We start from the raw sequence: 13,451 nt of genomic DNA on the forward strand, positions 1-13,451 counted from the left end.
GCTATTCTCTCGCCTCAGAGTATGCTGGCTCAATCACTCGACCACGCCGGAGTAAGCGATCGCCTTTTAACAAGGCAGGTGTGATGGTAACGTAATCTTTGGTGTTTGGGTCGATGCTCGGCTCAAAATCAAAATACTCCCGTTCACTTTGGGGTGCTTGCTGTTGGTAAAGTTGAGCGCGAATTCCTTGAGACATGAGAATTTGCGGGAGGAGTTTTGTTAAAGCGATCGCCATTTGCGGTTGTTCGAGAAATGATGCACCCATCAGCCTTTGAAGAAAATTCAGTAACTCTGGTAGTTCTTCTAAAGTGCGATCGTCTTCTAGTTTGTTTCCTTCGGCAAATCTAGCCACTGCTAGATCAATAGTATTCAGCGCATCAGCTAAGTTATCTAAAAGCAGTTTGCTATCCACTCGCAGCACAGGTTGGGGTATCTCTAATGATTCCGTAGAGGTAACATTACTCTTGTCCAGTTGCAGCACAACTTCTAAACCGAGAAGCAGTGAAGTTAGTAATATACCCATCCACGCACTCAGGGTAATTTTCGTTAAAGAAAATAAAGAGCCGAAAATACCTATATAAATAAGTGCTTTGAGCAGTTTTAGGATGACTCTGTTGGGGTCAAAATTTGCTGCTAGGTTAGTAATTGGCTTTTGCTCTTTTAAAATAACTTGAGACTGGTTAACCACAGTCAAAGTAGCGATTGACTGTCGTAGCATATCTAAAAAAAATGATGCTAAACGTACTTGAGTTAAATTTAGCTCGCTAATATAAATTCTTTCTAAATTATCAAGTCGATTTTGAACTAGCTTAACTATTTGTTCAACACTAGTTATATTATCAATCTCTATCTGTAGTTGGTTACGTTCTGCGTTAAACAGTGTAGTTATAGTTTTCATTGGTTAAGTTTACTAATCGCACTTCACCCTTTATAAATTTAGCTTATAGCGGTTCCCTGATTGCCAGAAAAATTAACTCCCGATGGATAGATCCAGAAAGGTTATATCCGTGAAAAGCTAAAAGCTAAAAGCGAGGAGTAGCAATAACTCCTTACTTTTAGCCTTTTAACTAGTTATAGATTATCAAAACTTACGACCCAAGCTTAACAGCTAAGATAAAGTGTAAGATTCATAATTTAACCAAACCATTGAGAAGGTTCACAACCAGGCTCAACTGTGCCACTTAAATGATGATTAATCCAAGCGGATTTATCTTGCATAATTGCAAAAATGCCTTGATGAATTAAGTTTTGTAAATGTAGTTTATGCTCTAATGGACTACGGGGAAATTTTTGCTCTATTGGACAATCTTTGATGATGTTTTGTAGCGGAAATTCTCGGTCAAATTCCTCGTTATAAAAACAGGGAATGCGGCTAATCACGAAATTAATCAGTTCTTGACGTAATTCAGGAATTACAAAGGTTTCTTGATAAGGATGATATGAATATGTGTCTAATACACTGCCAATTTCTCTGACTACTGATTCGCGTGTTAAATTGACTACTGTTTTCATAAGTTTTTATCTCCTTTTAAATACGGTTGAGTCTTCTTTGAAAGAATTGATTCTTGAAAGACTCACTGAATTTTGCTCATCAGCCAAAACTACTTAGCCTAAATTGGTTTTTATACCCAACTTTTTACTTTTATATCGGTACAAAATTCGACATTTAGCTAGAGTTGTTTAAGTTAAATTTTATACTTTAAACTTCTAGCCTATGTCTATAAATTCCCACTAAATAGTACAGTACCGAAACTTTATATCCACAATGCTAATTATTTCAAATTTCTATTTTTCTGGCGAAAATCTACACAAAACGCATCATAATCATTAGGGGATCAATTTTAATTTTTTATTAACAACATCCTTAAGACGGAAATATTCAAGAAAGTAAACCTTGCTAAGTAATTTACATTACTTATTGATTGATTACCTATTGTCTCTAAATAATTTTTTATTTAACTCTATGTATTAAAAAAAACAAATTATTGAGGTAGAAGTGTAGCAAATCCTGAAAAAAAAGACCTGGCTACGCAGAGCAACCAGTCTAACGATAGATGTAATTAAAAGGTAAAAATTTTGAAAAAGTTCACACTAGTGAGAGTTAATTGATGCAAATGATGATTAATTGCAACGGACGCGGCCAGTCCAGAAAGCATTGCGCCTTCAACAAGATTACCGCCGCACCAATCACCACAACAAACCAAAGGTAGGGAAGTATTGGCAGATAAAACAGTTTCTGTCCAAGGATGACTGGGAAAGGCATAACGCCAACGATGTACTTGCAGCCATAAGGGTGTTTCTAACCAAGGAAGAGCTAGAGTTTGGGCGGCTTGCTGCAACATTTCCTGTCCTACAGGTTGCAAGTCTGAAGTTTCTAGATGCTGTTGGGCAAACTTGGCACTGCTTTGGACGACAAATACAGGTTGTGGCGGCTGGGGACGCTTGCTACTATCTAAACCAATCCATCCCAAAATGGGATCATTGGTAAAACTTTGGGCTTGCCAATCTGGTAGGAGTAGGGAATCAGCAGGATAGCCGGCGATCGCACTGATACAAGGCGCAAATTCTACCGCCCGCAGGTTATTTAAAAAGTCTGTTCCTAATAAATTTTCTCCCAAGGGTTCTAACAACATCACAGCTTGGGGTGCAGGAATCGCCAGCACAATAGCTTTGGCCGTGATTTCTTCATGACTAGATTCGAGAATTAACTGCCAAGCATTTTCGGGAGTTGGATGAATCGCCATCACCCGTTGATTCAAGAACACATCCAAACCTTGAGCCAAAAATTTAGCGATCGCACTCATCCCCGCAGGTGCAATATAACGCGGTGCAGCGTTGGGGAGTTCATGATGATTCCACACTGTGATAATTTGGCGATCGCGCAATAAATCGACAAACTCTTGGAAAAATTCACCCTGGGGTTTCAGATAACACGCCCCATGATCTGCCCAAGTTTCATGTAAACGGCGTGTAGCGACTCGTCCCCCCAAACCACGGGACTTTTCTACAACTAACACCGAATATCCCGCTTGCTTTAACTGCTGGGCGCAAACTAAACCCGCCATGCCAGCACCAATCACTGCAACATCTATCATTAGTTAATAGTCCTGAGTCTTGAGTCTTTGGTTATTATCCAATGACAAATTACAGATGGTGAAGGATAAAAAGACTACTAAAGACCGCCAAACGCTAATAGTAGAATAAAGTACAGATAAGCTGCACGGAAGGGAGGAAGGAACATTGGATGAACTCAGGGCGGCCTTAGAACTAGCAACCGATGATGAATTGCAAGATTTAACAGCAATTTTATTTAGTCGAAAGTTCAATCCCCTAGATTATGTTCAGACACCTGAACCTATCGAAATTCAAAGCCAGAGCCGCCAAGCTTGGTTAGACTCACTAGAAGAGCGTTTTCGGTTTTTGGCAGCAGATGGGGTAACAGTATTGCGCGGACGTACAAACCAAGTAACTTACCGCCAAGCGCTAATTCAAGTTTGTAAATATTTAAAAATTCCTTATTCCCATCAGTTAACAACTGTTGATTTAGAAGCAGAAGTATTTTTACATCTGCTTGGGCAAGTATGGAAAAAACTGCCGGAAAAAGAAAAACAAAAATTGACAGTCAAAGTACAGCGTCATTTGGTGAAAACAGAACTTAAAGAACCTCTACCAATCATGTTGCAACGTGACCCCTTGGGATTAATTTTTAAGGGTGGTAGTGCTTTAGCTGTGACTTCTGTAATTCAACCATTTATTCTCAAACAAATTGCTCAACAATTTGCGCTGCATTTTGCTACCTATCAAGTAGCGAAACAAGCCGCAATTACAGGTTCAACAGTAGCAAAAACTCAGTTTGAAACATACTTCGCCTTGCAAATGGCGCGACGAGGTATGACGTTGAGTGCAGCGCGTTATGGAGCAGTTCGCACAATGTTTGCCTTTGTCGGGCCAGCTATGTGGACTTGGTTTTTAGCAGATTTAGGTTGGAGAGCGATCGCCACTAATTATGGTCGCATTATCCCGACTATTTTTGCCCTAGCACAAATTCGTCTCACTCGCACAGAATGTTGGGAGCCAGCTTGAAACTTGCTTTTGATCATCCCAACCCTAAAAGCCAATTTGCTTGGAATTCTTGCCAAATTGGGCTATTAATTTTTCCCCTTGCGCCGTTTTTAGGGTTTGTGGCGATGGCTTTGGCAGCTTTAATCACTTGGCTGCAAAAATCCCGCACAATTATTCGCCGCCCGATCAACCGGGGATTTGCCCTGTTTACTTTATTCCTGATAATTACAGCAGGATTTGCAACGAATCAAACCGATGCTTTTTTAGGTTTATTTAATTTAGTACCTTACTTTTTTGTTTTTGCCGGCTTAAATAGTTTAATTCAGACTATTGCTCAATTGCGCCACATAGCTTGGATTTTGGTAATTGGTGCTGTACCAGTAATCATTATGGGCTTTGGACAATTGTTTTTAGCTTGGGCTTTAAAATTACAGTTTTTGTGGATTGTTTTAGATTGGGCGATCGCACCTGGAGGAGAACCGCCAGGGCGAATGGCGGCTTTATTTATGCACGCCAACCTCTTGGCTGCTTATCTAGCGATCGTCTTTACTGTAGGGTTGGGGCTATTGCTAGAACAATGGCAATTAAAAAAGAAAAAAAATTCTCAACTCTATTTTCTTGCCCTGACTGTAATTGCCAGTTTTGCCGCCTTAATTTTAACCAACTCGCGCAACGGATGGGCGATCGCCATAATTGCCTGTTTAGCTTACGCACTATATCAAGGTTGGCGCATCTTGGTTGGTAGCGTTGTTGCTGTTGTAACTACTACTCTTTTAGCAGCTTTTGCCCCTTCCCCCATTGCCCAAATTTTTCGCCGAGTTGTCCCGGCTTTCTTTTGGGCGCGGTTAAACGATGAAATGTATCCAGATCGACCAGTGGCTTTAATGCGAAAAACTCAGTGGGAGTTTGCTTGGTCTTTAGCACAACAGCATCCTTTCACTGGTTGGGGTTTACGTAGTTTCTCCGCACTCTACAAAGCCAAGATGCACATTGATTTAGGTCATCCTCATAACTTGTTTTTAATGCTATCGGCGGAAACGGGATTTCCTACTACTCTTGTGTTTTGTGCTTTACTAGCTTGGATATTAATTGCAGGCATTCAATTTTTGCGCCAATCCAATTATTTACCTAAAACCGATAAGTTAATATTCTTCAGTTATCTTTTGGTATTTGGGCAATGGATACTATTTAATACAGTGGATGTCACTTTATTTGATTTTCGAGTTAATACACTCTCCTGGTTATTTTTATCAGCTATTTGTGGAGTTGTATTTCATTCTCATCAAAATTACAAGCTTTCGCCAAATGAAAACTAGTACAACAAGTCTGAAGGGTTAAATGAATGCACTTGTCTAGTCTATTTGTGTTGGATGCTTGATTTACGCTTGTACTATCTATATAAGCAATTTTGCTCAAAAATAGCATTTAATTGCTTGCATTATTTTACGTAGTTACACTGTCGGCATTAGTAACTATTAGTTAATAAAATTACAGGTAAGTGTGATTAGTTTGTGATCACTCATAAATTAATCACTGTTGCTGATAGTTGGGAAGGTGTAAGGACAACCCTTTTGGGGGTTTCCTACATGACGGGCATCTAATCTTTAGATGCCCTTTTGTATGTTTTATTTTTTATCAGTTAAGCACTATTTTTTAATTTCATTCAAGATGGACAATATTATATGAAATTACCTTTTCAGGGATTTGCATTATTAACGATTGCATCAAGTTTACTAACGATTAATTTTGGTATTTCTTTACCTGCTCAAGCTGCAATTGCTTGTGAACCAGGTACTGTGGTTTATTATCCAAATAATTCCTTGGCAACTTGTTTGCTTGCTCAGAAGATGAATGTTCAAGTTTCTAGTCCTGTTGCTGGAACATCTAATTTTCCTTGCAAAGCCAAAAGTTATATTGTGTTTGATGAAAAAGGACAGTTTACTAGCTGTGAACTTTCAGAAAAAATTCAAATTAGAAACGGTAATTTAGTCGAGACTTGTCTAGCAGAATATAGAGTAAAGTTCGCAGTTTCCGATAAAGGTGTTGTCTCTATTACTTGTACACCCTCCTAAGATTCTGCCGAGTAGAGTTGCACAATAACTAGAGAAGAAACAACAGCATAAGTGTAATACCATTTCACGAAAATCTTGATGCAAATTCATTGGTTTTTAATTCTTTCCCCCTGCTCCCTGCTCCCCTGCGGCCTATTTGTATCAAACTTAAAGTGAAATGGTATAAGTACTCGGTAAAATGGGTGTGTCTGTAAAATGTGAAGATACCCAAGTAGCCAATCTGTATGTTCTCAACAGCTGATTTTCTTCAATTCACCCAATGGTCGGGTATTGCCACATTAGTATTTGCTGCCTTAGCAATACTGTCTTTTGTTTTTAAGTGGGGCATCCGCTTTCGGCTGGTAGGTACAACTGGCTTTATGCTGGTACTAACAGGCGGGTTATTTGCACTTTCTGTAGTACCGCTAAGTCGGACAGTGATTCCCGGAGCCGGAAAATTTACGCTGGTTTATGATAACGGTGCGACACAAGCCGTAATTGCTATTTCACCAACCATTTCCCCCTCACAGTTAGAGGCTACCCTGCGTCAAGCCGCTAGTAATTTATATACTTATGGTCGCTTGGGTAAGCGAAGTGACAATTATCTGACGGTTCGCGCCCGTACTGTTATACACCCAGAACCTGGGCTTTCTGTACCACTTTATCTTGGTCAACTCAAACAATCTCTAGAATCAAGGGAAGATACTGAGATATCGGTTGAGATTTATACAGATAAATTTGCTCAATTGCCAAAACCTACCGCTTAACCAAGCTCAAGATTTACGCAGATGTAGAAAGGTGTAGGGGTTATAGATAATGTGCTAACTAGCTCGGCTCTCGATAATACGTGTTGGTTGTTCATTTACACCCCTATACCCAAAAGCATCGCGTTTTTGAGATTGTTTCCGTTTTAATCAAATTTATAAGTATATTCTCTATTAGCAAAGTCATAATTTTGTGTTCAAGAAGACATTAATTTTTTTTGTATTTGACTATACAATAAGGATTATTTTTAGATTAAGATAATACTTACCAATTCCATCAATGGAAGAATTTTTAGTAGGTGCTGGTCGTAAGTGATGGTGAGTTTTGTTGATAGGCGGCAGCCTTCTGGAAATATTATGTAATCCTACTAGCATCAATACAAATTCAGGTTTTGCCTAACTAGTTATATGCCCCATCAATCAACTACTACCTTGTCTACTCAAACATCTAATTCATTATCGGCACTGGCGATCGCTCCGGCAAAAGTCATCCGTGGATCTGGAGTCTTGTCAGCATCACCAGCAGAGATTGCCCTTTTAGGCAGTCGTCCTTTAATCATTGCTGGCAATCAAACTCTAGCCCTCACTCAAGATACTTTACAACCAATTTTAGAACAACAACAGTTGCATACTGCTCAAGCATCCTATGGTGCCGATTGTTCGGAAGCGAGTTTGAAATCTTTAAGGAAGGCAGCGAAAGAACACAAAGCTGATCTAATTATCGGTGTTGGGGGCGGGAAAGCCTTGGATACAGCTAAATTAGTTGCCCATCAGTTACAGTTACCAGTGGTGACAATTCCCACTTCCGCAGCTACCTGTGCAGCTTGGACAGCCCTTTCTAATGTGTATTCTGAGACAGGGGCTTTTTTGTATGATGTGGCGTTGTCTCGCTGTCCCGATTTATTAATTCTGGACTACGACTTGATTCAAACAGCACCACAACATACATTAGTCGCCGGGATTGGTGATGCGATCGCTAAATGGTATGAAGCCTCTGTGAGTAGTGGACACTTGCAGCAGACTTTAATTATTGCCGCAGTCCAACAAGCCAGAGTTTTGCGGGATATTTTATTTCAAAAGTCAGCCGCTGCGCTACAAAAACCAGGCAGTGAAGTTTGGCAAGAAGTTGTCGATGCGACCGTTCTACTAGCGGGAGTCATTGGCGGACTGGGTGGGGCGCAGTGTCGGACTGTTGCCGCCCATGCTGTACACAACGGCTTAACTCACATTGCCGGACACAGCAGCATTCACGGAGAAAAAGTCGCATTTGGTATCTTGGTGCAACTACGTTTAGAAGAAATGATTTTGGGTAATCAGTTAGCCACCACTGCACGCCAACAGTTGTTGAAATTTTATGCAGAGATTGGCTTGCCTCAAAAATTAGATGATTTGGGCTTAGGCAATGTCAAATTAAGCGAGTTAAAAACAGCGGCGGAAATTTCTCTCGCACCTAATTCGGACATTCATCGCTTACCTTTCAAGGTAGGGATAGAACAGCTGATGGCCGCAATGGTTTCTACCACGGCACCAACCGACAGTAGAGAATGTAGCAATCGGGTTGCTGCTAGGGCAATGGAAGAGCAAATTCAGGAGTAAATAACTTCCAGCTTGCAGGATGAAATTTTATGCTTGATTTTTTGCCAAATATATTACCCAGACCCAAAATTTTTATCAAAGTCGGATTTTGCTAACTCATGGTTTTCTCAAATTTATCCACAGCCGTCAACTGTAGTATCTGAGAGAAATTTCACTCACAAATCAACTGTATCAAGAAGTGGTACATCAATGACACTGAATTGGATTGCCCCAGCAGAACGCATACAGAAACTGCCCGCTTATGTATTTGCTCGTTTAGATGAACTGAAAGCAAAGGCACGGGAACAAGGACTGGATTTAATTGATTTGGGTATGGGGAACCCCGATGGCCCCACACCACAACCAGTGGTAGAAGCAGCGATCGCCGCTTTGCAAAATCCGGCAAATCACGGTTATCCGCCCTTTGAAGGTACTGCTAGTTTTCGTCGTGCCATCACCAATTGGTACAATCGCCGCTATGGTGTAGTACTTGATCCTGATAGCGAAGCCTTACCGCTACTCGGTTCTAAAGAGGGATTAGGACATTTGGCAATGGCCTATATCAACCCTGGTGATGTAGTTTTAGTGCCTTCACCGGCTTATCCCGCTCATTTTCGTGGGCCTGTAATTGCTGGGGCGCAAGTCCATAACTTAATTCTCAAACCAGAGAACGATTGGTTGATAGATTTAGCGGCGATTCCCGAAGAAGTAGCCCAAAAAGCCAAGATTCTTTATTTCAATTATCCCAGTAATCCCACCGCGGCCACTGCACCGAGAGAATTTTTTGAGGAAATTGTCGCCTTTGCCCGGAAATACGAAATTATGCTGGTGCATGACTTGTGTTATGCCGAGTTAGCTTTTGATGGCTATCAACCCACCAGTTTGTTAGAAATTCCGGGTGCAAAAGAAATTGGTGTGGAGTTTCATACTTTATCCAAAACTTACAACATGGCTGGTTGGCGAGTGGGTTTTGTCGTCGGCAACAGTCAAATTATCCAAGGTTTACGGACACTTAAAACTAATTTGGATTATGGGATTTTTGCAGCATTGCAAACGGCTGCTGAGACGGCTTTGCAACTGCCAGATGTATATTTGCACGAAGTCCAACAGCGTTACCGCACCCGCCGCGACTTTTTGATTAAAGGGTTAGGTGAGTTGGGTTGGGACATTCCCACAACCAAGGCTACTATGTATCTCTGGGTGAAATGCCCTGTGGGTACTAGTTCTACAGATTTTGCCTTGAATGTATTACAACAAACAGGCGTGGTGGTGACTCCCGGTAATGCCTTTGGGGTTGCAGGTGAAGGGTATGTGCGAATCAGTTTGATTGCAGATTGCGATCGCTTGGGTGAAGCCTTACTTCGGTTTAAGCAAGCTGGGATCTCATATCAATCTGAAACATTAGTTTCTGTGCCACTTTAATAAGTGACCTCAGATTTTAATTATCAAAACCCCTAATACACTATAGTATACTAGGGGTTTTAGTGTAAAAAGATTCAAAAAATATTAATAGCAAAATTCATAGTTCTGACTTTTGAATCAGAGCAAGCTAGATACCTAGGTTTGAGATTTAAATGGTGTACTTCAATTATTTACAATCTGCTGTAAGTACCAATTATCTTGAAGCTGGGAAGTTCGTTGAAAGTATTTTCCTCTACTTAGTACACCACGTCGTAAATCAATAGACTATCCAACATGGTGCAGAAGTCTGAAATACAATTCTTTTGACTTTTACCTTGCGTTACTAGTCAGATTCATCTTCTAAATTTGATTTTAAAATTTTTTGTCTAGTAGCAATATTGCATTTTGCAAAGCTATTTAGTCGGGAGTTAAAGTTTTTCGGCAGTTTACAGTCAGCCATTTGTTGACATCTACAGGCATACGCATTTTTTGAGAGATTTTATTCAGTTTTTCAGAATATTTTTACAATGCAGAAACCTGATCTGGCACTCTATGATGTCTTCAGACTGGGTGTATCTGGTCGTATCAATTGGCGCATCGCTACTGAACAACTAAGTTATATAATTTGCCGAATTTTAGCATAGTTGTTTATATTTACAGCAAAAAATTATGCTTGCTCAATATATCAAATCACACAGAACAAATTTCAGTAACCAAAGTCCTATATACTAGACATGAATTTAATAGGTTTGAATTTTTCGTTAATTATGATACAAAGACTATTAATCTTTAGATGAAATACTAACGCATCTCAAGATTCTCAGATTGAGTAAAAAGTATATCCCGGATCATCAAACAACTTTCAACTGCATGTGGTGTAAAAACTCAGAGGGGAGTGACAACATGGATTTACGTGGTGATGCCTTGCAAATCCTTAAAGAAACTAGTCGAACTTTTTATATTCCAATTAGTATTTTACCGTCAGGATTGCAAGAAGCCGTTGCATCAGCATATTTGTGTATGCGTGCCATTGATGAAATTGAAGATCATCCAGAACTGGATAATTCTACAAAGGCACAACTGTTACACAAGATTAGTTTGACATTACAAGCAGGAGTTGATGGCTTTGCAGTTGATGCTTTCTCAGTAGGATTTAGTGGCTATGAGGATGTCTTAGCAGAAGTAACTCTGAGAGTAAGGGAATGGTCATTATTAGCCCCTGAGACTATTGCACCACGAATTTGGGATGCAACCGCAGCAATGGCTGATCGGATGGCTCATTGGGCAGACAGAAACTGGAAAATTGAAACAGAGTCTGATTTAGATCGTTACACCTTTGGGGTTGCAGGTGCAGTTGGATTGTTACTTTCTGATTTATGGACTTGGTACGATGGTACACAAACCAACCGCACTCTAGCAATTGGCTTTGGTCGTGGCTTACAATCTGTGAACATTCTCCGCAACCATATTGAAGATATGGGACGTGGTGTAGACTTCTTTCCAGAAGGTTGGACAGTAACAGAAATGCAAGAGTATGCCTTACGCAACTTAGCTTTAGCAGATGCTTATACTCAAGCTTTGCCTACTGGCCCTGCTTTAAACTTTTGTCAAATTCCCTTAACTTTGGCACATGGTACGATTGATGCTCTAGCCAATGGTAAAGAAAAACTCAGTCGCAGCGATGTCATTGCCTTGCTTGAGCAATTAAATGCTGTAAATGTCAAAGCCAGTTAATAACTTTGATTCAGTACAATTGATTAAGTTTAATAGTGCTGATTTTAGATTGTGGTGTCTTTTGTTTGTTAACCCAAATTTTTAACTACGTCGTAAATCTAAAAAGCAAGTAACCAGAAAATACAGACGTGATTAATGCACGTCTGTATTTCAAAATCAATTACAGTAGGGTAAAAATTTAGCAATTCCGCAGTTCCGACAGCTATATAATTCATCGAAAACTTGCCGTTTTAGGACGCAGAAAGAGCGTATTGTTTTAAATCGGTCAACGAACAGGCTTCCAAGGCTCTTGCGTGAGTGGCTTCCAAAACTACGGGTGGTGCAACACCAGCATCCATTGCTTCTTGCCAACGTGCGGCACACAAACACCAGCGATCGCCAGGCCGTAATCCAGGAAAATTATATTGGGGCATTGGTGTACTCAAATCATTACCTCGTGATTTGGTAAACTCCAAAAATTCTGCGGTTACTTGAGCGCAAACAACGTGCATTCCCAAATCTTGCCCACCAGTGTTACAGTAACCATTTCGGTAAAATCCAGTCATAGGCGAAGTACAGCAAATTTGTAAATCTGTGCCGAGTACATTTTTAGCTTCTGCCATTTTCTATTCCTTCTGTTTTTTCATAGTCTAGTTTGATGATGCAATCTGCTAGATGAAAATAGCTATCATAAAAAACCTATTTTTCTCAGGTCAATGAACCATAAGGTGCGTTACGTTTTGCTGTAACGCACCCATAATTTAAGCTTTACTGCTGACTACTTATTTAACTTCTACCAAACACTGTTCCTAGAGAACGGGCAATGTTTTGCGGTTGCATTGCATCCATCGCGGCGGTTGGTTCGTAGCCGCAGTGAACCATACAATCGGCACACTGGGGATTACCACTGGCGCGGCCGTATTGACTCCAGTCTGTTTTGTCTAACAATTCTTTAAAACTGGTGTAATGGCCTTCGTTTAACAAATAACAGGGTTTTTGCCAACCGAGGACGCTATAACTAGGACTTCCCCAAGGTGTACATTCATAGTCTTTTTCGCCAATCAGAAAGTCTAGGAACAAAGGATTATGGTTGAAGTTCCAGTTTTTCTTACCCGATGTGTAGGGAGTAAGAATTTCCCGGAAGAGGGCGCGGGTTTGTTCACGCTGGAGGAAATGATCTTGATCTGGGGCCCATTCATAGCTATAGCCAGGGGAAATCATCATCCCATCAATGTTTAGGCTATCGAGAAAATCAAAGAATTCTTGCATTTCTTTGATATCTGCACCTTCAAAGATAGTGGTGTTGGTGGTGACGCGAAAACCTTTGGCTTTGGCTGCACGAATGGCTTGTACGGCAGTATCAAACACGCCTTTGCGATCGACACATTTATCATGCCATTCTCGCATTCCATCTAAATGAACGCTGAAGGTAAAGTAAGGTGAAGGTTGAAATTTGTCGAGGCTTTTTTCTAGTAACAACCCATTGGTACACAAGTAAACATATTTCTTGCGTTCTACTAACCCGCGTACAATTTCATCAATTTGGGGATGGAGTAGTGGTTCTCCCCCAGGAATGGAAACTACAGGTGCGCCACACTCTTCCACTGCGGCGAAGCACTCTTCTGGTGTGAGATTACGTTTGAGAATTTCCACGGGGTGCTGAATTTTGCCACAACCAGAACAAGCTAAATTACAACGAAATAATGGTTCTAGCATCAATACTAAGGGGAAGCGTTTGCGCCCTAAAAAACGCTGAGTTACCAGATACTTCCCAATATCCATCGCTTGTTGTAGATTAATTCCCACTTTTTTATTACTCCTCTCTATATAAGTAAAAAGTGCTGAGTGCTGAGTGCTGAGTAAAAATACTAGCCTCTAGCCCCTT

General features: G+C 40.5%; 12 protein-coding genes. 7 read left to right on the forward strand and 5 right to left on the reverse strand.

Features of this window, described 5'->3' with window-relative positions; genetic code table 11:
- Position 1: 1 nt before the first annotated feature.
- The 3 genes from NCWK1_RS20110 to NCWK1_RS20120 form a co-directional block, all read right to left on the reverse strand.
- Positions 2-898: a hypothetical protein gene (locus NCWK1_RS20110; protein WP_103125929.1), complete on the reverse strand. Its 897-nt coding sequence runs from the start codon at positions 896-898 to the stop codon at positions 2-4.
- A 236-nt stretch (positions 899-1,134) separates the two neighbouring features.
- A complete protein-coding gene (locus NCWK1_RS20115; protein WP_096578627.1) occupies positions 1,135-1,512 on the reverse strand; it encodes a hypothetical protein in 378 nt (125 codons plus the stop codon).
- Between the two features lie 548 nt (positions 1,513-2,060).
- Positions 2,061-3,095 (reverse strand): NAD(P)/FAD-dependent oxidoreductase, encoded by a 1,035-nt coding sequence (locus NCWK1_RS20120; RefSeq protein ID WP_103125930.1) that lies wholly within the window; start codon positions 3,093-3,095, stop codon positions 2,061-2,063.
- Between the two features lie 145 nt (positions 3,096-3,240).
- On the opposite strand from NCWK1_RS20120, the gene NCWK1_RS20125 reads away from it, so the two are divergent.
- The 7 genes from NCWK1_RS20125 (at position 3,241) to NCWK1_RS20155 (ending at position 11,587) form a co-directional block, all read left to right on the forward strand.
- Positions 3,241-4,083 (forward strand): YaaW family protein, encoded by an 843-nt coding sequence (locus NCWK1_RS20125; RefSeq protein ID WP_096578623.1) that lies wholly within the window; start codon positions 3,241-3,243, stop codon positions 4,081-4,083.
- Positions 4,065-5,378 (forward strand): O-antigen ligase family protein, encoded by a 1,314-nt coding sequence (locus NCWK1_RS20130; protein WP_103125931.1) that lies wholly within the window; start codon positions 4,065-4,067, stop codon positions 5,376-5,378. The genes NCWK1_RS20125 and NCWK1_RS20130 overlap by 19 nt, the downstream gene beginning before the upstream one ends.
- 366 nt (positions 5,379-5,744) lie before the next feature.
- Positions 5,745-6,134 (forward strand): hypothetical protein, encoded by a 390-nt coding sequence (locus NCWK1_RS20135; protein ID WP_103125932.1) that lies wholly within the window; start codon positions 5,745-5,747, stop codon positions 6,132-6,134.
- Between the two features lie 224 nt (positions 6,135-6,358).
- Positions 6,359-6,880 (forward strand): Ycf51 family protein, encoded by a 522-nt coding sequence (locus NCWK1_RS20140; protein WP_096578617.1) that lies wholly within the window; start codon positions 6,359-6,361, stop codon positions 6,878-6,880.
- A gap of 405 nt (positions 6,881-7,285) precedes the next feature.
- On the forward strand, positions 7,286-8,473 hold the full coding sequence (locus NCWK1_RS20145) for an iron-containing alcohol dehydrogenase family protein (RefSeq protein ID WP_096578615.1): 1,188 nt from the start codon (positions 7,286-7,288) through the stop codon (positions 8,471-8,473).
- Positions 8,474-8,662: 189 nt separating this feature from the next.
- Positions 8,663-9,874, forward strand: a complete 1,212-nt coding sequence (locus NCWK1_RS20150; protein ID WP_096578613.1) for an aspartate aminotransferase — start codon at positions 8,663-8,665, stop codon at positions 9,872-9,874.
- 882 nt (positions 9,875-10,756) lie between these two features.
- On the forward strand, positions 10,757-11,587 hold the full coding sequence (locus tag NCWK1_RS20155) for a squalene/phytoene synthase family protein (RefSeq protein ID WP_096578611.1): 831 nt from the start codon (positions 10,757-10,759) through the stop codon (positions 11,585-11,587).
- Positions 11,588-11,817: 230 nt separating this feature from the next.
- Here the strand turns inward: NCWK1_RS20155 and NCWK1_RS20160 are convergent, their stop codons facing one another.
- Together NCWK1_RS20160 and hpnH are read right to left on the reverse strand one after the other, a co-directional pair.
- Complete coding sequence (locus NCWK1_RS20160; protein WP_103125933.1) at positions 11,818-12,189, reverse strand: DUF2237 family protein; 372 nt, start codon at positions 12,187-12,189, stop codon at positions 11,818-11,820.
- A gap of 163 nt (positions 12,190-12,352) precedes the next feature.
- On the reverse strand, positions 12,353-13,372 hold the full coding sequence (gene hpnH, locus NCWK1_RS20165; RefSeq protein WP_096578607.1) for an adenosyl-hopene transferase HpnH: 1,020 nt from the start codon (positions 13,370-13,372) through the stop codon (positions 12,353-12,355).
- Positions 13,373-13,451 lie beyond the last annotated feature (79 nt).

It is taken from the genome of Nostoc cycadae WK-1 (assembly GCF_002897135.1).
Classification (GTDB): Bacteria; Cyanobacteriota; Cyanobacteriia; order Cyanobacteriales; family Nostocaceae; genus Nostoc_B.